General features: G+C 40.3%; 22 protein-coding genes. 1 reads left to right on the top strand and 21 read right to left on the bottom strand.

Annotated elements, in window-relative coordinates; translation table 11 throughout:
- Nucleotides 1-42 precede the first annotated feature (42 nt).
- From galU to QOW94_RS00435, 20 genes are all read right to left on the bottom strand, one after another.
- Nucleotides 43-936 carry a UTP--glucose-1-phosphate uridylyltransferase GalU gene (gene galU / locus QOW94_RS00530; protein ID WP_283678094.1) on the bottom strand — a complete coding sequence of 298 codons (894 nt, stop codon included), beginning with the start codon at nucleotides 934-936 and terminating at the stop codon, nucleotides 43-45.
- A gap of 28 nt (nucleotides 937-964) precedes the next feature.
- Nucleotides 965-1981: an NAD(P)H-dependent glycerol-3-phosphate dehydrogenase gene (locus QOW94_RS00525; protein WP_283678093.1), complete on the bottom strand. Its 1017-nt coding sequence runs from the start codon at nucleotides 1979-1981 to the stop codon at nucleotides 965-967.
- Between the two features lie 16 nt (nucleotides 1982-1997).
- Complete coding sequence (gene lgt, locus QOW94_RS00520) at nucleotides 1998-2843, bottom strand: prolipoprotein diacylglyceryl transferase (RefSeq protein WP_502867219.1); 846 nt, start codon at nucleotides 2841-2843, stop codon at nucleotides 1998-2000.
- Nucleotides 2844-2846: 3 nt separating this feature from the next.
- Entirely contained in the window at nucleotides 2847-3881 is a 1035-nt protein-coding gene (gene hprK / locus QOW94_RS00515; RefSeq protein WP_283678091.1) for an HPr(Ser) kinase/phosphatase, read from the bottom strand.
- Between the two features lie 65 nt (nucleotides 3882-3946).
- Nucleotides 3947-4294 carry a phage holin family protein gene (locus tag QOW94_RS00510; protein WP_283678090.1) on the bottom strand — a complete coding sequence of 116 codons (348 nt, stop codon included), beginning with the start codon at nucleotides 4292-4294 and terminating at the stop codon, nucleotides 3947-3949.
- Nucleotides 4291-4614 (bottom strand): PspC domain-containing protein, encoded by a 324-nt coding sequence (locus QOW94_RS00505; RefSeq protein ID WP_283678089.1) that lies wholly within the window; start codon nucleotides 4612-4614, stop codon nucleotides 4291-4293. The genes QOW94_RS00510 and QOW94_RS00505 overlap by 4 nt, the downstream gene beginning before the upstream one ends.
- A gap of 88 nt (nucleotides 4615-4702) precedes the next feature.
- On the bottom strand, nucleotides 4703-5359 hold the full coding sequence (gene phoU / locus QOW94_RS00500; RefSeq protein ID WP_283678087.1) for a phosphate signaling complex protein PhoU: 657 nt from the start codon (nucleotides 5357-5359) through the stop codon (nucleotides 4703-4705).
- A gap of 11 nt (nucleotides 5360-5370) precedes the next feature.
- Nucleotides 5371-6129 carry a phosphate ABC transporter ATP-binding protein PstB gene (gene pstB, locus QOW94_RS00495; RefSeq protein WP_283678086.1) on the bottom strand — a complete coding sequence of 253 codons (759 nt, stop codon included), beginning with the start codon at nucleotides 6127-6129 and terminating at the stop codon, nucleotides 5371-5373.
- Between the two features lie 11 nt (nucleotides 6130-6140).
- Entirely contained in the window at nucleotides 6141-6956 is an 816-nt protein-coding gene (gene pstB, locus QOW94_RS00490) for a phosphate ABC transporter ATP-binding protein PstB (RefSeq protein WP_283678085.1), read from the bottom strand.
- Nucleotides 6957-6967: 11 nt separating this feature from the next.
- Nucleotides 6968-7858, bottom strand: a complete 891-nt coding sequence (gene pstA / locus QOW94_RS00485) for a phosphate ABC transporter permease PstA (protein WP_283678084.1) — start codon at nucleotides 7856-7858, stop codon at nucleotides 6968-6970.
- Nucleotides 7855-8784 (bottom strand): phosphate ABC transporter permease subunit PstC, encoded by a 930-nt coding sequence (pstC, locus tag QOW94_RS00480; protein WP_283678083.1) that lies wholly within the window; start codon nucleotides 8782-8784, stop codon nucleotides 7855-7857. Before pstC ends, pstA begins: the two co-directional genes overlap by 4 nt.
- Before the next feature lies 1 nt (nucleotide 8785).
- A complete protein-coding gene (locus QOW94_RS00475; protein WP_283678082.1) occupies nucleotides 8786-9670 on the bottom strand; it encodes a phosphate ABC transporter substrate-binding protein in 885 nt (294 codons plus the stop codon).
- Nucleotides 9671-10028: 358 nt separating this feature from the next.
- A complete protein-coding gene (locus tag QOW94_RS00470; protein ID WP_283678081.1) occupies nucleotides 10029-11387 on the bottom strand; it encodes a sensor histidine kinase in 1359 nt (452 codons plus the stop codon).
- Nucleotides 11380-12105, bottom strand: coding sequence for a response regulator transcription factor (locus QOW94_RS00465; protein ID WP_283678080.1), 726 nt, complete (start codon nucleotides 12103-12105; stop codon nucleotides 11380-11382). Before QOW94_RS00465 ends, QOW94_RS00470 begins: the two co-directional genes overlap by 8 nt.
- Before the next feature lie 18 nt (nucleotides 12106-12123).
- Nucleotides 12124-13272: a PDZ domain-containing protein gene (locus QOW94_RS00460; RefSeq protein ID WP_283678079.1), complete on the bottom strand. Its 1149-nt coding sequence runs from the start codon at nucleotides 13270-13272 to the stop codon at nucleotides 12124-12126.
- A 136-nt stretch (nucleotides 13273-13408) separates the two neighbouring features.
- A protein-coding gene (gene prfB / locus QOW94_RS00455) for a peptide chain release factor 2 (protein WP_283678078.1) occupies nucleotides 13409-14531 on the bottom strand; the annotation gives its coding sequence in 2 pieces (ribosomal slippage) (nucleotides 13409-14452 and nucleotides 14454-14531; 1122 coding nt in all).
- A gap of 93 nt (nucleotides 14532-14624) precedes the next feature.
- Nucleotides 14625-16988 carry a preprotein translocase subunit SecA gene (gene secA, locus QOW94_RS00450; protein ID WP_283678077.1) on the bottom strand — a complete coding sequence of 788 codons (2364 nt, stop codon included), beginning with the start codon at nucleotides 16986-16988 and terminating at the stop codon, nucleotides 14625-14627.
- Between the two features lie 216 nt (nucleotides 16989-17204).
- Nucleotides 17205-17762, bottom strand: coding sequence for a ribosome hibernation-promoting factor, HPF/YfiA family (gene hpf / locus QOW94_RS00445; RefSeq protein ID WP_283678076.1), 558 nt, complete (start codon nucleotides 17760-17762; stop codon nucleotides 17205-17207).
- A gap of 127 nt (nucleotides 17763-17889) precedes the next feature.
- On the bottom strand, nucleotides 17890-18432 hold the full coding sequence (locus tag QOW94_RS00440; RefSeq protein ID WP_283678075.1) for a ComF family protein: 543 nt from the start codon (nucleotides 18430-18432) through the stop codon (nucleotides 17890-17892).
- A gap of 135 nt (nucleotides 18433-18567) precedes the next feature.
- Nucleotides 18568-19884 carry an ATP-dependent helicase ComFA gene (locus QOW94_RS00435; protein ID WP_283678074.1) on the bottom strand — a complete coding sequence of 439 codons (1317 nt, stop codon included), beginning with the start codon at nucleotides 19882-19884 and terminating at the stop codon, nucleotides 18568-18570.
- Nucleotides 19885-19948: 64 nt separating this feature from the next.
- Between QOW94_RS00435 and QOW94_RS00430 the strand changes: the two genes are divergently transcribed.
- Nucleotides 19949-20593: a YigZ family protein gene (locus QOW94_RS00430; protein ID WP_283678072.1), complete on the top strand. Its 645-nt coding sequence runs from the start codon at nucleotides 19949-19951 to the stop codon at nucleotides 20591-20593.
- Nucleotides 20594-20845: 252 nt separating this feature from the next.
- On the opposite strand, the gene QOW94_RS00425 is transcribed toward QOW94_RS00430, so the two are convergent.
- Nucleotides 20846-21937: a glycosyltransferase family 4 protein gene (locus QOW94_RS00425; RefSeq protein WP_283678071.1), complete on the bottom strand. Its 1092-nt coding sequence runs from the start codon at nucleotides 21935-21937 to the stop codon at nucleotides 20846-20848.
- Between the last annotated feature and the right edge of the window lie 107 nt (nucleotides 21938-22044).

Here is a 22044-nt window from a genome sequence, read left to right as displayed (position 1 = left end):
TAAATTTACTATCTTTTTGTAAGCATGTAAAGAAAAGAGTTTTTATTTCTTAGCTTTTTTCTGAATTTGGTCAGCTAAGTCGACAATGTAGTCTCTTAACCCGTCAGCAATCTCATCATGACGGAGGCCAAAGATGATATTGGTTTTTAGCCAACTTAACTTATTACCAGTATCAAAGCGTTCACCCTTAAACTCGTGGGCAAAAACCCGTTGAGTTTGATTCAAAGCATCGATTGCTGATGTCAACTGAATTTCTCCTGACTTATCAGGTTTAGTTTGTTCCAAAATTCCAAATATCTCAGGCGTCAGTAAATAACGACCGATAATAGCAAGGTCACTAGGTGCCTTCTCTGGAGATGGTTTTTCAACAAATTTTTTAACATTATACAGACCCGGAACTACTTCCTCAGAAGGATCAATAACCCCATACTTAGAGATATCTTTATGCGGAACCTTCTTTACAGCAAGGGTCGACGCACCCGTCTTGTGATAACTATCCATTAATTGCTTGGTCAAAGGAACCTTATCCTGCATGACATCATCACCAAGCATAACAACAAATGGTTCATTGCCAATAAAGCTACGGGCAGTATACACCGCGTCACCTAGGCCACGTGGGTGTGATTGACGAATGAAATAAATATTCATATCATTTGTCTTCCGAATTGTCTCAAGAATATCGTTCTTCTGCTTTTGCTCGAGGTTCATTTCCAATTCAGGATTTGAATCAAAATGATCTTCAATTGAGCGCTTTCCCTTGCCAATAACAATAACGATATCCTTAATACCCGACTGTTTGGCTTCTTCGACGATAAACTGAATCGTTGGCGTATCAACGATAGGCAACATTTCTTTTGGTAGTGCTTTGGTTTCAGGCAAAAATCTAGTTCCTAGCCCCGCTGCAGGAATAACTGCCTTAGTTACTTTTTTTACCATTATCAAATAACTCCTAACAACAAATTTATTAAGCTAGTTCCGACCGACCTTCGCGAGTCATCAATGCCTTAACCGTTTCTCTAATGTCAGCACCTTCATACAGCACATGGTAAATTGCACTAGTAATTGGCATATCAACATTGCGTTGTTTAGCTAACTCATACGCAGCTCTGGTTGTCGCAATTCCTTCAATAACCATACCCATACCATCAATAACTTCTTTGACGGTCTTACCTTGACCAAGTTCGTTACCAGCCCGCCAATTTCTAGAATTAGTACTTGTCCCAGTAACAATAACGTCACCAACTCCAGATAATCCGATGAAAGTTAGTGGGTTTGCACCGAAGGATGTTCCCAAACGAGAAATTTCAGCTAACCCACGAGTCATTAGCGCTGCCTTAGCATTATCTTTGTATCCCAATCCATTTAATGCTCCGGCTCCAATTGCAATAATATTCTTAAGGGCAGCACCAATCTCAACCCCAATCACGTCATCACTTGTATAAACCCGGAAGTAGTCATTCATAAATAAATCTTGAACCGCCTCTGCGTCCTTGACGTTTTCACTAGCAACCGTCACTAAAGTAATATCTTTTTGAATAGCATCTTCAGCATGACTAGGACCCGATAAAACTGAAATCGACTTACGGTTAGCTGGTTTGATTTCTTCTGCCAGCACTTGTGACAACCGCTTGTAGGTCTTTTCTTCAATTCCTTTAGATGCGTGAATTAAGTTGACACTTTGGTTGGTGTCTTCCAAAATCTTGGCAACTTGGGTGGCCACAGAACGAGTAACTTGGGTTGGCACTACGAACAAAATGTAGTCCACCCCATCAATAGCTAGTTTCAAGTCATTATATGCAACCAACGTATCAGAAAATACGTGATCCTTAATGTAACCAGGATTGGTGTGAGTAGTGTTAAATGTATTGACCTGCTCCTTTGAATACGACCAAAGTCTAACATCGTGCCCATTTTCGTCTAAAATACTTGCTAACACACTGCCCCATGAACCTGCACCTAAAACTGCAATTTTGCTTGTCATCATCATTCTCCTTAAATTATGCTAACGATTTTTTATTTTCTTCACTGGTGTAATAAGGATTAAATTTATCCTTACGGCGGTACCAAATCAGTCCAACCGCCCCAACAAACAAGACGATAGACAGAATTTGGGAAACCCGAATCCCACCAAACATCAGACTATCAGTTCTCATCCCTTCAATAAAGAAGCGACCGAACGAATACCACATCACGTACGCTAAAAATATCTCTCCCCGTTTGAACAAATTGGGATTGTGGCGTAGTGAAATCAATACCAAGAACCCTAGAAAGCTCCACATTGATTCATACAAAAAAGTAGGCTGGCGATACGCTCCAGAAATATTCATCTGAGTAATGATCCATTCTGGTAGGTGCAACCCCTGCAAAAAATGAAGGGAAGTAATTTTGCCAAACGCTTCTTGGTTCATAAAATTACCCCACCGGCCAATTGCCTGGGCCATAATAACCGTGGGCGCCGCAACGTCTAACATTTTCCAAACTGGAATAAAGCGACTGTGACAAAACCAGACCACAACAATCATTGCGCCAATCAGCGATCCGTATATCGCAATTCCGCCATCCCATATTTTGATAATTTCACTTGGATTATTTTTATAGTAACTCCATTGAAAGATAACGTAATATAACCTTGCTGAAATCAAAGCAACTGGTAAGGCATACAAAATCATGTCATAGATATCATCTGCCTTAATTCCAACTCGTTTTCCTTCTCTAACTGCTAAAATAACCGCCAGAATAACACCTGTGGCGATTATTACTCCATACCAATGAACTGCGATTGGACCAAGATGAATCGCAATTGGGTTCAAAGCTAACGTTGTAAAATCAAACAAACTGTTCACCTATCATTTCTTTTTATCAGTAGTTTTTGGTTCATTTGTATTATCAACTGATTTTGCTTTAGAATCAACTTGATTTTTATCGTCAGCTGATTTTTTCTTGGCATCTTGTTTACTATTTTGTTTGATTAAATTATTCAGGTTACGATCAAACGTTTCCGTAGCATCGTATCCCATCGATTGGGCCCTAAAGTTCATCGCCGCTGCCTCAATGATAATAGCCAAGTTCCGTCCTGTCTTAACCGGAATTGTAAGCTTAGGCACATGAACATCAAAAAGCTTAACATCCTCAGTATTATTCCCAAGTCGGTCATAATTAGCGTCTTTGGAGAAGTTTGCCAGGTGGATAATTAGTGCCACTCTAGTCTTGCTTCTAACAGCACCGGTTCCAAACAGCATCATAACGTCAATGATTCCAATTCCCCGAATTTCAAGTAAGTGTCTCAAAATTGCGGGGGCCGTTCCCATTAGCGTTTGCTCGTCTTGTTGATAGACTTCGACCCGATCATCGGCAATCAATCTATGGCCCCGTTTTACCAATTCTAGTGCGGTTTCACTCTTACCGATTCCACTATCACCGGTAATTAGAATTCCCAAGCCATAAACGTCAACCAAGACACCATGAAGTGACTTTCGTTCAGCCAAATTATCTTCGAGAAAATTAGTCATGTTACTGAGGACTCTAGAAGTAGTCAGTTTAGACCCGAGAACCGGGATTTTAGCTTCTTTAGCCGCTTCAACTAATTCCTCTGGTGGTTCCAATTGAGTTGACACAACAAAAGCCGGGGTCTCTGGTTGACACATTTGCCGGAACACTCCCAGCAGTTCATCATGATCAAGCCCCTTTGAGTACGATATTTCAGTGATACCTAATAACTGAACTCGCTTAGATGGATAGTAATTAAAATAACCAGTTAACTCAAGTCCTGGTCGCGAAATATCGCTCGTGGAAACTGTTTTTTCTTCGAGTAACTCCTCGCCATAATAGACATCCAATCTTGCGTTTTCAACTAGGTCAGCAATCGTTACGCTTTCAGCCAATACTAGCCCTCCTTTTTAAGGTAAATAATCTATCACAATTTTACCACTTTAAGCGTTATCAATGTTTATTCCCTTGAAAAATAGCTCGCCAAAATCGAATTAACGATTGACATTAAAATTGCCACCAGAACCGCAGTCCAGAATGATGAAAACTTAAATTGGTTGCCAATAAACATCGAGGTCATCTCTAACATCAAACCGTTAATGATCAACGAAAATAGTCCAAAGGTCAAAAAGTTAATTGGCAATGTAAACAACGTCAGTAATGGTTTAACTAGGAAATTAAGAATAGCCAGAACTAGAGCTGCTCCTAAAGCAACTCCAAAGCTAGAAACGTAAAAGCTGTTTGGCAAGAAACCACTGATCGCCATAAACAAAATTGTGTTGATAATAAGGTTAGTCAAAAATCTCATTTGTTGATCCTCTTCTTGTCTTCATCAACGTCGTGTTCTTCAACGCCATGAATAACCTTTCTTGTGTTCTTTTGGTGACTTTCTTTGATTTCGTTTTTAAACACTTTAAATAAACTCGTGGAATTTGAATCTCCGGGTATCGTCATTGCTGCAATAATGTACCCCACCACCATAAATATAAAGGCTGGGGTGAAACAAAGAACGATAAATAACACCCGAACTAAAGTCGAATTCCAGTCAAAATACTCAGAAACACCGCCAATGACACCTGTTATCCAAGCATCAGTGTTGGAGCGAGTTATTTTTTTATCCTTTTTCATATTCTAACCTCCAATATAACTACCTTAAGATTAGTAAAAAACGGGGACGCATTCAAGTATGCAACCCCCGTAAACCAAATTATTTATATTAATTTAACTCAATGAACTTACCGGTAGCTAGGTAAACCGTCCATTCACACATATTTGTACTGTAATCAGATATCCGGCTCAAATCCTTAGCAACATTTAAATAGATAATCGCGGAGTTGAGAATCGCTGGATTGTCAGCCATTGTCCGGTAACTTGGTGAAGCAATTCCATTATATAGGTCGCTGATTTCTTCATCAAAAGTTTTAGCAGTTTCAACTGCTTTGGTCTCATCAGCCATATTGTATGCGTCGATAGAATCGTTGTATTCCTTACTAACCTCGTTAACCAAAGTTGCAATTACTTTTTCAACTTCAGCAATCCGATCCTGCCCCTTGATTTTAATCGTTGATCGAGAAACGTTTCTTGCATGATCCCCAGCCCGTTCCAAATCAGTAACTGACTTCAAAATACCAACTACTTCTCGCAAATCAGTTGTTACGGGTTGGTACAAAGCGATCAGCTCAAATGATCGCTTTTCCAAATGAATTTGCAGATCATTAATTTGGTGATCGCTTTCAATTACACTTTTAGCGAGGTCGACATCATGGTTGATGAATGAATTTCCCGCTTTGCTTACCGCCTCACCAACAAGGGCAGCCATTTTCATAAAATCTGATTTTAGACTAATTAGTTCGTCGTCAAACACCTTTGCCATTTAGTTTCCTCCTAACCAAACCGACCAGAAACATAGTCTTCTGTTTTTTGACTCGCCGGGTTGGTGAATATTTTTCTCGTTTTATCAAATTCGATTACCGTCCCGTCCATAAAGAATGCCGTCCGGTCAGATATTCTAGATGCTTGTTGCAAGTTGTGAGTTACGATAATTATCGTATACTTTTCCTTCAAATCCAATAGCGTATTTTCAATTTTGGCACTGGAAATTGGGTCTAGGGCTGAAGTTGGCTCATCCATTAGGATAATTGATGGCGAAACTGCAAGCACTCTAGCAATACAAATTCGTTGTTGCTGACCACCTGAGAACGACAAGGCGTTGTCATACAAATGGTCCTTAACCTCATCCCAAACGGCAGCTTGCTTCAAACTCCGTTCAACGATTTCATCAAGAACTTCTTTATCCTTGATTCCCGCAATCTTTAAGCCATAAGTAACGTTATCGTACACTGAGAACGGAAATGGATTAGGTTGCTGAAACACCATTCCAATCTGCTTACGTAGTTCAACTAGGTTTGTTTGAGGAGCATAGATATTCTTGTCTTCAAACTGGACCGACCCGGTAATCGTTACGTTATCAATCATGTCATTCATCCGATTAAGGCATCTCAGAAATGTTGATTTACCACAACCTGATGGGCCAATCAACGCTGAAATTTCGTTTTTTTGAAAATCCAGATGAATGTCATGCAGAGCTTGGAAGTCTCCGTAATATAAATCTAAATGTTTTGAAGAAATAATTGATTCACTCATCGTTTTTCCTCCTAACCAAAGTTCCCTGAAACGTAATCTTCTGTCAGCTGAACCTTTGGTCGTGTAAATACTTTTCTAGTCTCGTTATACTCAATCGCTTCACCCATGTTAAAGAACACAGTATAGTCGCTAAGCCGAGCTGCTTGTTGCATGTTATGAGTCACGATAATGATTGTATAGTCCTTCTTTAATTCACGAAGGGTTTGCTCAAGTTGAACGGTTGAAACAGGATCTAGTGCTGACGCAGGTTCATCCAGTAACAACACTTCAGGTTTGACCGCTAATGCGCGAGCAATACAGACCCGTTGAGCCTGACCACCTGAAAGATAAAGCGCACTCTTATGCAAACTATCCTTTACTTGGTCCCAAACAGCAGCTTGCTTCAGTGTAGTTTCAACAATCTCATCTAACTTTTTCTTATCCGTTAGACCCCGCCGTTTCAAAGCAAAAGTGATGTTGTCGTAGATTGATTTGGCAAATGGATTTGGGCGTTGAAATACCATCCCAATTTTCCGCCGAACTTCGTAAACATCGATTCCAGGTTGATTGATATCAACACCTTGATACAGAATTTTTCCAGTAACTCTCGCTACGTCATCATTCATTCGGTTGAGTGACCTTAAGTACGTTGACTTTCCAGACCCGGATGGGCCAATCAAGGATGTGATGTTATTCTTTTTAAATTGAATATCATCATTATGCATTGCCAGTTCATCACCGTAATATACCTTCATTCCAATCGTTTCCATTACCACTTGGGAAGGATCATCGTTGAAATTGTAGATGAACCGGTCTTGCTCACCAGTTTTATGAATTTTTGATTCCATCATCATTCCTCCTAAATTTCTGAGGTCATTTTTTCAAAGATTTTCTTCCCGATATAACGAGCAGAAAGGTTAAAAATTAGAATTGCGAGAACTAGGACCGCAGACGAACCTGATGATACTTGAGATAAGTCTGGCATGATTCCCTCTGAATTAATTTTCCAAATGTGAACTGCTAGAGTTTCAGCTGGTCTCAATGGACTTAGAGGACTATCAATGTTGAATGGGTTCCAGTCTGCAAAGTTAAGGGCTGGAGCACTTTGACCTGCTGTATAAATCAACGCAGCGGCTTCACCAAAAACCCGTCCTGAACAGAGAATCACCCCACTAATAATCCCAGGTAATGCAGCCGGAATCACAATGTGAACAATCGTTTCAAACTTGGATAAGCCAAGTCCAAGTCCTCCTTGCCGTTGATCATCAGAAACACTCGATAAGGATTCCTCAATATTTCTGGTTAGTAGTGGCAAGTTGAAAATCGTTAGGGTTAACGCTCCAGATAAAATTGAGAAGCCATAGCCAAACTGGATTACGAAGAGCAGAAAACCAAACAATCCCACAACCACAGATGGTAACGAACTTAGAATTTCAATTGACGTTCTGATAATCGATGTAAACAGGTTATCCTTTGCATATTCGTTAAGGTAAACTGCTGCACCAAGGGCGATTGGAATCGAGATCAACATTGCCAGAATCAGAAGATAAAACGAATTGAAGAGTTGAATTCCAATACCACCGCCAGCTTGAAATGCCCGAGCTGGTCTTGTAAGGAATCCCCAACTTATATTTGGTAATCCCGTAACGAAAATATAGCCAATTAGAAACGCAAGAATCAATACCACTGAGAATGCGATTCCCTTTAGGATCCCAATTGCAATCTTACTTTGAAGTTGAGTATCTTTCATTTCTTAAAGGCTCCTTTCCGACCGATAAAGTGAACTAACAGGTTGAAGAACAGTGACATTGCCAACAACACTAGGGCAAGTGACCACAAGGCGTCGTTTTCTAATGACCCCATTACCGTGTTCCCCATTCCAGCCGTCAGCACAGAAGTTAGCGTTGAAGCTGGTGACACCAAGTTATGTGGCATCAGAGCAGCGTTCCCGATAACCATTTGAACGGCAAGGGCTTCACCAAACGCTCTGGCCATTCCAAAAACAATCGCCGTTAAGATTCCAGGAGTGGCAGCTCGTAGCACCACTTTAAAAATTGTCTGCCATTGAGTTGCCCCTAAGGCTAATGACGCTTGCCGATAGTATCCTGGTACTGATTTCAAAGAATCAACAGTCATCGATACAATTGTCGGTAGAATCATTACAAACAATACAAATGTTCCTGACAGGATTCCGAATCCACTACCACCAAAAACGTGACGAACAAATGGAACAACGACTGATAAACCGATAAATCCATAAACAACCGAAGGAATCCCAACTAATAACTCCGTAACTGGTTGTAAAATTTTGGCTCCCCGCTTTGGGGAAATTTCAGTCATATAGACCGCGGTACCAATTGCAAACGGCGTCGCAACTACTGCTGCCAACAAAGTCACTAAGAAGGAACCAACGATCATTGGTAACGCCCCAACCGACTGTTTCCCATCTGGAGTCGTTGTCCCTGGGTTCCAAAGTGTTCCACCAAAGAATTCAGACAGTTTGACATGATCCTTAAAGAACGTGGACAACCCTTTAGAGGCAACGAAGATAATAATTCCAATCACAATCACCATGATTAGAAGCAGTGCCAACAAACTGATAGCTTTTCCAAAGCGTTCATACCGGGCAGTTTTTGATTTTTTCATTAATTGCTTTGCAAGTTTTTCGTTCTGCATTTTATTCACCCGACCCCTTCAGAATTTTTCCTTGCCATGTCCGTTGGAACTGCATGTCCTTTACGGAAATATAACCTAAACTATTAAATAACTTTCTTTGAATATGTTCACTCTTAAGGTAGTTCATAAACTTCTTAGTGAGCCCAGTTGGTTGGCCTTTCGTGTAGATATGCTCATATGACCAAATTTTCCACTTATTACTTTCAACATTCTTGGCCGTTGGTTTTACTCCGTTAACAGACAATGGATGAATTGAGTCATTCAAATAACCAAAGGCAACATAACTAATTGCACCGGGAGTTGTGGAAACAATTTGGCGAACTGTTCCAGAGGAGTCTTGCTCCTGAGCAACTGCACTTTGCTTACCACCAAGACCATAATTTTCGAAGGTTACCCGAGTTCCGCTTCCTTGAGAACGGTTAATTAAAGTAACATCCAAATTTTTACCACCAACTTCGCGCCAATTTTTTATTTTACCTGTAAAAATCCCAATCAATTGCTTACTAGTTAAGTTCCTTACCCCAGTATCTTTATTAACGATTGGAGCAACCCCCACGACCGCAATTCGGTGATCAACCAATCCCTTTGAGTCAATACCACTTTTTTCCTGGGCAAATAGGTCAGAATTCCCCATTTCAACAGCCCCTGACTCAATTTGACTAAGACCAGTTCCCGATCCTCCACCTTGAACATTAATGAACACCCCAGGATGACTGGCAAGATATTCTTCACTGGCAGCTTCAACTAATGGCTGAAGAGCTGTGGAGCCCACCGCAGTTATTGATTCCCCACCAGTTTCGGACTTGTCCCGACTGGCATATGCGTATGTAACTCCAAAAATAATCAAAAATCCAATTAAGAATTTAAATAATGTTTGTTTTCGCATCGCTAATCCTCCATTCACAAGATTAATCATATAAAACCAATGTAAATATTTGGCCACCCGTTTGTAAAAGTTATGTAAATAGTTGATAGGGGTATTGTATTTACTTTTAATGGACAAGTTTGCAGTTCCCATCAAAATAAGGACTATCACGAGATACTGCAGTCGTGATAGTCCTTATTAGCTAAAAGCAAGTAGTATTGGCAAGACTATTATTACCTGTTTGGTTAAGTTCTTGATAGGTCAACTCGCAGTGACCATCAGGACTGAGGACCATTTATTTATGGTCCTCAGTTACTGTTGGTCTTGCGGGGGTGAGACAACGAAAGCATCTTCGTATGCTTTCTGTCCCACTCCCACTCTAACCTTTCACATACGGCAACCTCACCGTAAACGTGGTGCCAACCCCACGCTGGCTCTCCACCGTTATCTTACCAGACAACGAATCAACCAATTCTTTTACAATTGATAGTCCCAAGCCGGTTCCAGCAATCTTCTGCTTATTTCTGGAGGCGTCCGTTCTGTAAAAGCGTTCAAAGATCCGCCCAATCTCCTTCTGGGCAATTCCCGTACCAGTATCAGCTACCTTAAAGTACCAAATATCCCCCTCACGGTTGGCATTGACGGTGACTTGACCACCCTGGCGGTTATATTTAATCGCATTTGAAATGAGATTTCTAGCAATTCGTTGCAGTGAGTTATTATCCATCCGAACCTGCAAATCGGGTTCAATTTCATTGATCAGCGAAACGTTTAATTTATTCGCCTGATTTTGTTGCGTTTTAAACTCAGCATCAATAAAACTTGCTAAATCAATCAGATTGACAGCGCTAGACTCATGGTTCTGAACATGAGAAATTGTTAAAATATCGTTAATCAACGACGTTAGCTGTTCACTCTGCTTATCAATAATTGTTAAAAATTCGGCCAAATCATCATGATCTTCCATTGCTCCGTCCAATAACGTCTTTGCAAATCCAGAGATTGCCGTGACTGGCGTTTTCAATTCGTGACTGGCGTTTCTAAGAAAATCAATTTGCATTTGTTTTATATTAATTACTTCAGTGATATCGTAGGCAATTACAATAATATGAAACGATGAGTTAATGTGGTTGTACATTACCTGAACCTCAGTGGTCTTTGGATCATCAGCAACCTCAGTGATTTCACTCTTTTGAGTTTCTTTCTTATCAAACACACTATCGATCATCGTCAGTAATTCGTAATTAGTAATGTCATCTGTGTACAGGTGTTTCTCTTCTCCGATTGGCTTACTCAGAATTGTTTCCATTTGGGAGTTTGAATAAATAACATCTTTATTTTCGCCAATCACCATTACCCCAATTGGTAACACATTCATAATTTTTTCTGTTTCGGACGCCTGGTAATTACTCTCCTCATCCTGATTTTCTTTCTTATCGATTAAGTCGTTAACACTGTCCGCTAATCGTTTATAGTCATCCCCTGGCCTAACCAAAATAGGGATTGCATCATTATCATTGACCAATTTATCAACTGAATGATGAATTCTTCTTAGGACTCTGTGACTCTGATAATTTGTAATCAGCAGTTGCCCCATAGCCAACAACCAAACCACTCCCAAAATCAATGATACATATTCAAAAAAAGAGTCTGAGTCAAAAACAGCGATTATTAATGAAATAACCGCCAATGTCCCGATAACTCCCGTAATGAGAATTTGTTTATTTAGTTTATTCACCCTCATCACTTCCAATTAGAAATTCGTAACCGAACCCACGGACAGTTCTCAAAAACTGGGGGTTCTTTGGGTTTTCCTCAATTTTATCCCGGAGATGGGCAATTTGGATGTCAACCATTCGACTCTGGCCAGAATAATCAAAGCCCCAAACTCCAGAAAGCAATTGCTCACGGCTAAACACTTGGTTTTTATGGCTTGCCAAATATTCAAAGAGTTCAAATTCCTTTGGCGTTAGTTTCAGGTTTTTATTCCCTTGGAGAACTCGATACTGATGCTTATCAATGGTAAATGGTCCTACAGCTTTCACTCGCTCGTCATTGGTGGCAGGAACATCTTTTTCAGACTGATTTGTAGGTTGGTACCTTCGTAATACTGCATTTATTCTGGCAAGGACTTCACGAGGACTAAATGGTTTGGCAATATAGTCATCAGCCCCCATTTCTAACCCAAATACCTTATCAAACTCGGTGTCTTTAGCTGTCAAAACGATAACTGGGGTTTCATTCTTATCCATTCGCACCTGCTTAAGAACATCCTCACCACTCATCTCTGGCAGCATCAAATCCAAAAGTACGATATCATACTTATTTTCCTGAATCTTCTTCAAGGCGGTTGCCCCATCTGTCGCCTTGTCCACCTCGAAACTAGCCTTTTTCAAGTTATACTCCAGCAAAGTTACGATCGACGGTTCATCATCTACAACTAACACTTTTTTCATGGTTTTCCTCCAAAGTGATTAATCCGTATACGTCTTGATTCCAATTTCATGAGGTGAATTCTTAAATATTGCAGTCTCAGTAATCTTAAGCTGGTCATTACGATCACGAACCCGCATTTTTACGTAGGTAGAATCACGTGATAGCCCTTGATATAGCTCAGTTTCATTGGTCACATCAAGACCATTGACTGTTAGAATCACATCGCCAATATTAAGATTCATCTTAGCAGCTGGGGTGGCCGGTTTAATTCCCAACACCCGGACTCCATCCATTACCTGAGTATATTCAAACGGATTCTGCTTGTCCTGGTGCTTGAGGGCAACCAACGTGATAAGATAACCAATTGCCACCACTATCAGACCATAACCGGCAAACTTAGGTAAATACTTACCAGCTACCGCCAAGGTCAGAGCAACCACCCCAATAATCAGTTGGGCATTGCTTAAGCGTCTTGTAAAGGCTTTGGGATCTGAATGCTGAATTGTCGCTCTAAGGCCAAGAACCAATGGTAAAAAGACAAAAGTATACGTATGGCCCCCATACGAAAACACCGGCCAAAAAGCAAGATGACTGGTAAACCAATCACCAGGCATCATCAATAATAGTGGAACCACGGTTGATTCTTCTAGCCGATACTTAGCAACTAAATTGTTCCGTTTGTTACGACTAAGAACTGGCGATGAGTAATTTCCAAAGCTTATCTTAATAAACAAAACATTCAGAATGATGACTAAGCCAACGAATGCAATTAAACTTGTCGCGGGAACAGGCGCCGGTAAACCACCAGTGAACGAAACAATGCTCGAAACAACCGGATATTTAGCTACACCTGGGATTAGTAAAGCTGACCCACTGGCAACCAGGGCAGTTAGAACTGGAAACGGCCTGGTAAAAAAAACAACACTTAATACTAACGCAATTATCACATACGCCCCAATAAGCCCACCACTAACTGCGATGAATGACCCTAAAATTGAACCAATTATCCCTAAAATTAGCAGAGCTCGTGCAAAATGGCGCCCCTCAAAATAGTCTTCGTAAATAGCGGAACTGAACATCTTTCTTTCTCGTTTGATTCGATTATTAAATGTTATGTATGATTTGAGCACCCCAACCCATAAAACCGGTTGAAGAATAAAAAACAGTATTAAAACTAATATTTTCATTCCAATATCCCCTGTACTTATTTGATTTTAGTATATCATTTATTAATTTTTAGGGAAACGCCAATTAGAAAAGGTCCTCCAACCAAAAAAAGCCACCAAACATGAGTTTTCATGCTGATAGCTTGCCAGAAAAATATTAATCTGGATTTTCTTTACTTAGTTTCCATTGAAGATAAGCATTGATAAACGGATCTAGGTCACCATCCATTACGCCGTTGGCATTCGCCGTTTCGTGATTTGTTCGGTGGTCCTTAACCATTGAATACGGGTGAAAAACATAAGATCTAATCTGTGAACCCCAACCAATATCTAATTGCTCGCCTTCAAGCTGAGCTTTTTCCTCAGCCTTCTTCTGTTCTTCTAATTCATACAACTTCGATTTCAACATATTCATCGCCGTTTGCCGGTTTTGGAGTTGAGACCGTTGAGCCTGGCTAGCGACAACGATTCCAGTCTTGAGATGGGTGATTCGCACCGCTGAAGATGTTTTATTGACGTGCTGGCCACCAGCCCCGCTAGCCCGATAGACATCAACCTTAATTTCGTCGGGGCTAATTTCGATCGAGACATCATCATTTAATTCAGGCATTACATCCACAGATGCAAATGACGTATGCCGCCGACCAGCTGAATCAAACGGTGAGATTCGAACCAATCGATGAACTCCTTTTTCTGATCGTAAATAACCATAGGCGTCTGGACCCTGAATCAGTAATGAAACACTACTGATTCCAGCAACTTCTCCTACCTGATAATCCAGCGTTTCAACTTTAAAATCGTGACTCTCCGCCCACCTTGTATACATTCTCAGCAACATTGAGCCCCAGTCCTGGGATTCAGTTCCACCAGCACCAGGGTGGATTTCAAGAATTGCATTATTATGGTCATACTTACCATTCAGCAACAACTTCAATTGATAACTGGCCAATTCTTTCTTGAGTTCATCCCGATTACTTTCAAATTCAGAAATAATCTCTGGATCCTGATCATCGGCCAGCAGTTCCAGACTAACCTCAAGATCTTCAATTCCTTGCTGTAACTTTATAAAGTCATCATGCTTGGTTTTCAACTGATTGGTTTCATCAATTAATTTCTGAGCGTCCTCTTGATGATCCCAAAAGCCAGGTTCGGCCATTTTGGACTCATTAATTTCGATGTTTTCACTTAGGGCATCGAAGTCAAAGTGACCTCCTAAAACCAGCGATGGTTTGTTGCATATCTGCGATTTGATTTTTTGCTTCACTTATTTCAAAAGCCATAATTTGCCTCGTTTCTTAATGACAAAGGGACCAGAAATCTTAATTCAGACTTCTGGTCTCCTCCAATAGTTCTATTTCAACGGTTCATCAGTACTACCGTTGCATGTTTTGTCTAATTTCAGCCTTCATGAAGAGACGAGTTGCATCATAGTCGATATCAGCAATCATTTCTTCAAACATTTTGTAACCTTCACGTTGGTATTCAACCAATGGGTTTTGTTGGCCATAACCACGAAGACCAATTGACTGACGAAGTTGATCCATCATGTCAATGTGATCAGTCCAGTGGGAATCAACAACTCTAAGAATAACAACCTTTTCGAATTCAAGCATTTGTGATTCGTCGTAAAGTTCTGCTTTCTTTTCGTCGTATTCCTTGTTAGCAAGATCCATCAAGAATGCCTTGATTTCATCTGCTGACTTATCCTTGAAGTCATCCAAACCAACTTGGTCAGGATTTACCATTGCAGTAATTGCAAAATCAAGAATTGTTTGGAGGTCCCAATCTTCCTTCTCACCTTGAGTATGAAGGTCAACAATTCGGTTAACAGTTCTTTCAATCATTGGAATGATAACCCACTTAAGTGACTTATCTTCACCGATGATTTCTTGACGTTCACCGTAAATAACTTCACGTTGTTGTCTCATAACATCATCATATTGAAGGACGTTCTTACGAGAATCATAGTTGTTACCTTCAACTCGTTTTTGAGCTGATTCAACTTGCTTAGTGATCATCTTTGAACGAATAACAGCGTCATCGCCATCAACATTCATCTTCTCAAGGAAGTTCTTGATTTTTTCAGAACCGAATCTAAGCATCAAGTCATCTTCAAGTGAAAGGAAGAATTGTGACAAACCAGGATCACCTTGACGACCAGAACGGCCACGAAGTTGGTTATCAATACGTCTAGACTCGTGTCGTTCAGTACCAATAACTGCAAGGCCACCGGCTTCAACTACCCCAGGGCCAAGTTTGATATCGGTACCACGACCAGCCATGTTGGTGGCGATTGTAACGGCACCCTTTTGACCAGCATTAGTAACAATATCGGCTTCCTTAGCATGGTTCTTAGCGTTCAAGACAACGTGATCAATGCCTTCTTTGTCGAGGCGGTCTGATAGGTATTCTGAAGTTTCAACGGCAACAGTACCAATCAAAAGAGGTTGGCCCTTTGAATGAAGTTCTTTGATTTTATCAATAACAGCATCAAACTTAGCTTGAAGAGTTGGATATAAAATATCTGGTTCATCCAATCGGATAACAGGCTTGTTAGTTGGCACCGTGATAATTTCCATGTTGTAAATTTCACGGAATTCTTCGGCTTCAGTCTTGGCAGTACCAGTCATACCAGCAAGTTTATGGTACATCCGGAAGAGGTTTTGGTAAGTAATGTTAGCCATTGTCTTACTTTCCTCTTGAATTGTTACGCCTTCTTTAGCTTCAATAGCTTGGTGAAGTCCGTCAGAGAATCGACGACCATCCATGATCCGACCAGTAAATGAATCAACAATCAGTACCTCGTCATCTTGGACAACGTAGTCCTTATCACGAAGCATAATGAAATTAGCCCGAAGAGCTTGATCCAAATGGTGGGTCAATGCAGTGTTGTCTGTATCGTAAAGATTGTTAAGGTTGAAGTACTTTTCACCCTTTTCAATTCCTTGATCAGTTAGTGAAACCGTCTTAGTTTCCAAATCCAACTTAAAGTCTTCACCTTCGTGAAGTGTCTTGGCGAACCGGTCAGTACTTTGGTAAAGTTCTGAAGTTCCAGTTGCTTGACCAGAAATGATCAATGGGGTTCTAGCTTCATCAATTAGGATTGAATCAACCTCATCAACGATAGCAAAGTTCAATGGTCGTTGAACCATTTCTTCTTTGTAAGCAACCATGTTATCACGAAGATAATCGAAACCAATTTCACTGTTAGTTGAGTAAGTGATATCAGCTGCATAGGCTGCCCGCTTTTCATCAGGGCCCATTTCAGTTAGGTTGACCCCAACAGTTAGTCCCAACCAGTTATACAACTCACCCATTTCAGTGGCATCACGTTGTGATAGGTACTCGTTAACGGTAACAACGTGAACACCCTTGCCTGCTAAAGCATTCAAATATACGGGCATTGTGGCAGTCAAGGTCTTACCTTCACCAGTCTTCATTTCAGCAATGTTACCTTCATGAAGAACGATTCCACCCATGATTTGAACGTGGAATGGATATAGGCCAAGAACCCGTTTGGCACCCTCTCGAGCAACGGCAAACGCTTCTGGAAGAAGATCATCGAGAGTTTCACCCTTTTTATATCTTTCTTGAAACTCTGGTGTTTTAGCTTTTAAATCATCATCTGAAAGTTGACGATATTCCTCAGCATAAGAACCAACCTTATCGGCTAGCTTACTTAAGCGTTTGAGTTCGTGCTTATCACTTTCAACCCATTTTTTTAAGACATTACGCATCTAGTCATTTTCCCTTCTTGTGTCTCAGAATATTACTTGGTAAATTAATGTTTTCATTTACATACTATCCAATTGTATCATCTACCAATTGGTTTTTAAACCATAACGGCATACATAATACTTCTAATATAAACTATTTTCAGAAACAAATGTACCCCAAAAGTTAAATTTAACTCTTGGGGTACACGTTAAAGCGGTTTTAGAATATTATTTAAGTTATTCGCCAGTTTCAATCAAGCCGTACCGACCATCATTACGACGATAGACAATGTCAATTCCTGATGTTTCCGCATCTTCATAGATGAAGAAGTCATGACCAAGCATGTCCATTTGAAGAATTGCTTCTTCGTTATCCATTGGTTTTAATGAAATTCGCTTAGTTCTAACAACTTCGAACTTGGAATCTGATTGCTCATCAGTATCAGCTGATGCCTCAGGAGCTGCAAACTCAAGATTCTTAAAGCCTTTTTCACGAGACTTTCTGTTGACCTTAGTCTTGTACTTACGAATTTGACGTTCCAATTTATCAGTTACCAAGTCTACGCTGGCATACAAGTCATTTGACATTTCTTCTGCACGCAATGTTAGATATGGCAAAGGAATTGTAACCTCAACTTTTGCTTGCTTATCTGGATATACCTTCATATTTACATGTGCTGTATTTTTCACATCATTTTCAAAGTATTTTTCCAGCTTACTGATCCGTTTTTCAACGTATTCACGAATTGATTGAGTTACTTCAATATTTTCTCCACGAATGTTAAAGATTAACATAACACTCTCTCCCTTCACCATTACGGTATGATGGTCCAAAAACAAAGCGTTGTAAACGTTTCATCCTTGGCTATAATTCAAGTATAGATTAAAGTTCGTTTTTTAACAATCATTAGAACCCCTAAATTTACCTTGCTAAGGTTAACCCCTTTATTTGCAACGGATTAGCCACTTTTAAAACTTCTGTAGCATGCCTAATTGTCGTCCCAGTTGTGTAGACATCATCAACTAACAATACGTTTTGGTCACGGAGCTTTTCTATCATGTTTTCACGGAGCTGAAAAGTTTGTTCTGCTTTCAATCGTTGACTTCGATTTTTAGCTGATTGATCAATTTTTTTATTAATCACACATCTCATAGCATCTACATATTTCAAGCCATCAAGCAGTCCCTCAACTTGATTGAATCCTCGACGCTTGTAAGTTACCGGATTGACTGGAATCGGAACAATTACCCCTTTAAAGTTCCTTACTTTCCTTTTTATCTCTCCTTGAAACGCCTTCCGAAGGTAATAATCCCCTAAAAACTTATACCGATGCATATATTCTTTCATGGCATCGTTGTATTCAAAAATAGCTTCATTTTTAAACCTATCGCCCTTTTTATCCCACCTTTGGCAGTCATAGCAAACCGCACTACGGGGAACATCTTCCGTCCACACTCCGGGCACAGTGGATAATCCTCCAAATAAGAAAAATTGCTTTTACACTCCTCACAAACTCGACTTTGTGGGTATGCCTTAGTCAAAACGAGTACATCACGTAATTCAAAGCGAGTGGATATTGTTTGGTTACATAACACGCATTTATTCAACTTCACTTGCCCGCCTGTTCATCATAATAATCTGCTTTTCAGCTTCTCGAACCGTGGCTGAGTGCCTTGAAACTAATAGTCTTACCTCGCCATCGGGACAGTCAGCTTTGCGCCCCACTCTTCCAGCAATCTGAACTAACGCGGCAGCACTAAAAATTTCATTGTCAGCTCCAACTATCAAGACGTGAAGCTTACTAAACGTGACTCCTCTTTCTAAAATCGTCGTTGTTATCAACCCATTCAGCTGCCCTTGACGCATCATTTGAACCTTTTCTAATCGATGAGAATCCGCTGAAAACACAGTTTGAATCGCTAAACCGCCAATATGTGGCTTAATTAGTAGCATCATCCTGTCCAAATCCGAAATTCTTGGTGCAAAAATTAAAAATGGTCTCCCATCAGCCAACCTCCGGTTCAAAAATTGTTTGATCTCCGTTGGACACTTTAATTTACCAATCTTTTCCAGGTACTGCTTATCTTTAATCACTGAAATCGTTGGTAATAAATGACGATGGAACCTAAGCGGCAAATAACTAACAGAGATTTGCTTTCGCCGAATCATCATTAGTAACTGGCGGTCGGGAGTGGCAGTTAAGTATAATTTAGCAGCTTTAGGTTTTGCTGCCTGCTTTACTGCGAAGTGGAGCATATCGTTCCCACTAAACGGAAACACATCAACCTCATCAATGATGACAACATCAAATGCCTCCTTAAATCTTAGTAGCTGATGGGTGGTACAAACCACTAACTGAGTATAGCGATATTTTGTTTCGCCCTGTCCATGAAGTAAAATCATATCAATTTGATCAAAAGCCGCCTGAAGACGCGGAAACAACTCTATGCAAACATCCACCCGGGGAGAAGCAACGGCGATTCGTTTGCCTGCAAGGATAGCCTTCTCAATCCCCCGAAACAGCATCTCGGTTTTTCCTGCCCCCGTGACCGCCCACAGCAAATGGGTTTGACGGTTCGTAAAGACATTAACAATTTCATTAGCACATTTCGTCTGTTCAACTGTCAATTGCCCATGCCATGACAACACTTTAGGAGGAAAACTAAACTGATTTGGCTCTTTAACCGTAATCAATTCACTAACCGTTGCCATTCTTCCCATTTGAATGCACTGACGACAATACACGTGCCCGTTTGGCAACCGGGATTCCTTCAATGGCAACAGATACCCACAGCGGTTGCACTTACCGTCACTAATCGCAGGAATTCGCTGAATTCGGTGGTCGGTTAAAAGCCAATCACTGACATTTGAAGATTCAATTTGGCGTCCGTACAACTCTGATATATCATTAATCATGAAGAATCACCTCAATAATTAATTCCGACATAATCATTATTACTTTTTTGGGAGATTAACATTTATGGAAAGAAAACCATCATTAACAATTAAAGAAGACGGAACAAACGAGCTAGATATCAAAAAATCAAAGTTCATTTGTAACATTCGCCGAATCAAAGACGAGGACGATGCTAAACGTCTCCTTAGTGAGATCACTACCATCCATGCAAAGGCAACTCACAACTGTTACGCCTATATGACTGGTGACCAAGATCAAATCCAGCGTGAAAGTGACAACGGAGAACCATCAGGGACGGCTGGGGTCCCAATTCTGGAAGTACTGAAGAAAAACGAACTCCATAATGTCCTAGCAGTAGTAACTAGATACTTTGGCGGAATCAAGCTCGGTGCTGGGGGACTGATCAGAGCATATAGTAATTCTGCATCAAAGGCGATTGAAAAAGTCGGCATTGTCGACCTAGTTCCTCAAAAACAACTCATTATCACAGTTGAATATCCCCTTTATGACAAACTGAACTACTTTTTAACTGAAAATGGCTATCAAATTGATGAACCTTCATTTACAGAAAACGTTACTTTATCTGTACCAGTTGACGAAACCAAAATTGAATCCTTCACAGCTGACATCAAAAATTTATTAGCTGATAAATTCACCTTAAAAATCGGTGATGACGTAATCTCTGAGGTTCCATATTCAAAGAATTAATTATCTTAAGGCACTAAGAAAGCGTGGTCGGGACATAGGACATAACTAGGTAAACCGAAAAAAAGTAGCGATAAATTTCATTTTTTTGAAATTTCATCGCTACTTTTTTGCTTTCATCCAAATTGTTGTTCTTGCTGGGGCACTAAAACGAAATTAAAGATTTCTGTAGTGCTCTCTGCGGTGGTGGGACGACGAAAACATCTTCGTATGCTTTCGTCACACTCCACCTTTTTTCTTTTATCTAAGTACTTGCTAATGATTCTCTTTACTAGTTGTTCCCTTAACCAGCTTCTTTATTCCGTTTAACATTGGTTGGCGTTTTTCACCGACCAACCCAATTGTCTCGACAAACAGTTCAAGACCGATTAAAACCGCGATTGTAAGCAATACCGAACCCCAAAGGTTTGAGATTGGGTAAAGCAATGAAATAAACGAAAAGATCAAGGCAATCCCATAGATAACCAACACGGTTTGCCGATGAGTTAACCCAATCTGCATCAATCGATGATGTAAATGACGTTTATCCGCGTGGGAAATTGGCTCCCGATTTAAAAGTCGTCTAAAGATTGCATAAACCGTATCTGTAATTGGAACACCAAGAATCATTACAGGAATAAGCACCGTGATAAACGTTGCGTTTTTAAGTCCAAATAGTGAAAACGTTGCGATCATGAAACCAATGAACAGGGCCCCAGTATCTCCAAGGTATATTCGTGCTGGGAAGAAATTATATGGTAAGAAACCTAGACACGCTGCCACTAAAGAGAAACACATAATCGAAACAAAAACGTTGCCGATGTTTAAGAAAAACATTCCAGTGATTCCCATCGTTGTGAGGCCAATCATTCCAACCCCAGTTGCCAACCCATCCAAACCGTCAATCAAGTTTACGGCATTGGTGATAGCAAGAATCCAGAGCCAGGTTATCGGTGAACTCATCCAGCCAAGATGAATCGTGGTAAATGGCAGGGTAATTGTAGTCATCCTAATTCCGGCCACAAAGTAAACCCACAGTGCGGCTAGCGATATTCCGTATACCTTTTGGCGAGGCCTCAGTTCATAGATATCGTCGATTATTCCGGTAAGAATAATAATCATTTCGCCACCAAACATCCCCCACAATATTTTAGTGGGCATCTGGTTACGAAGAAGAACCATTGTCGAGAATGTGTAAGCAATAAAAATTGCCAACCCGCCGATGGTTGGCATCGGTATTTTATTAACCCGCCGAGCGTTGGGCTTATCAACTGCTCCGACCTTGAAAGCTAACTTTCTCACAAATGGAGTTAATAATGCTGACAAAAGCATTGTCGCAAATAAAAAGACGATTATTTCAAATTTCAATGTTGAAACCTCTCAATAATTATTATTTCAATTATACAAACCCCATTTTATAAAAACAAGGTAACTTCGACGAATATGAAGAAAACTTAATTTGAAAATGGCCCTGG

Origin of the sequence: Lentilactobacillus sp. Marseille-Q4993 (genome assembly GCF_951230165.1) — a bacterium.
Taxonomy (GTDB): domain Bacteria; phylum Bacillota; class Bacilli; order Lactobacillales; family Lactobacillaceae; genus Lentilactobacillus.
The sequence above is the reverse complement of the archived record's forward strand: the minus strand, read 5'-3'. Positions and strand labels throughout refer to the sequence as shown.

Coding starts and splice junctions, on each gene's coding strand:
- QOW94_RS00460 (WP_283678079.1), bottom strand. CDS start 13,272: ATGAAAATATTAGTTTTAATACTGTTTTTTATTCTTCAACCGGTTTTA.
- pstB (WP_283678085.1), bottom strand. CDS start 6,956: ATGGAATCAAAAATTCATAAAACTGGTGAGCAAGACCGGTTCATCTAC.
- galU (WP_283678094.1), bottom strand. CDS start 936: ATGGTAAAAAAAGTAACTAAGGCAGTTATTCCTGCAGCGGGGCTAGGA.
- QOW94_RS00475 (WP_283678082.1), bottom strand. CDS start 9,670: ATGCGAAAACAAACATTATTTAAATTCTTAATTGGATTTTTGATTATT.
- secA (WP_283678077.1), bottom strand. CDS start 16,988: ATGCGTAATGTCTTAAAAAAATGGGTTGAAAGTGATAAGCACGAACTC.
- pstB (WP_283678086.1), bottom strand. CDS start 6,129: ATGAGTGAATCAATTATTTCTTCAAAACATTTAGATTTATATTACGGA.
- pstC (WP_283678083.1), bottom strand. CDS start 8,784: ATGCAGAACGAAAAACTTGCAAAGCAATTAATGAAAAAATCAAAAACT.
- pstA (WP_283678084.1), bottom strand. CDS start 7,858: ATGAAAGATACTCAACTTCAAAGTAAGATTGCAATTGGGATCCTAAAG.
- QOW94_RS00505 (WP_283678089.1), bottom strand. CDS start 4,614: ATGAAAAAGGATAAAAAAATAACTCGCTCCAACACTGATGCTTGGATA.
- QOW94_RS00435 (WP_283678074.1), bottom strand. CDS start 19,884: ATGATTAATGATATATCAGAGTTGTACGGACGCCAAATTGAATCTTCA.
- hpf (WP_283678076.1), bottom strand. CDS start 17,762: ATGTTAATCTTTAACATTCGTGGAGAAAATATTGAAGTAACTCAATCA.
- phoU (WP_283678087.1), bottom strand. CDS start 5,359: ATGGCAAAGGTGTTTGACGACGAACTAATTAGTCTAAAATCAGATTTT.
- QOW94_RS00465 (WP_283678080.1), bottom strand. CDS start 12,105: ATGAAAAAAGTGTTAGTTGTAGATGATGAACCGTCGATCGTAACTTTG.
- QOW94_RS00510 (WP_283678090.1), bottom strand. CDS start 4,294: ATGAGATTTTTGACTAACCTTATTATCAACACAATTTTGTTTATGGCG.
- QOW94_RS00430 (WP_283678072.1), top strand. CDS start 19,949: ATGGAAAGAAAACCATCATTAACAATTAAAGAAGACGGAACAAACGAG.
- QOW94_RS00525 (WP_283678093.1), bottom strand. CDS start 1,981: ATGACAAGCAAAATTGCAGTTTTAGGTGCAGGTTCATGGGGCAGTGTG.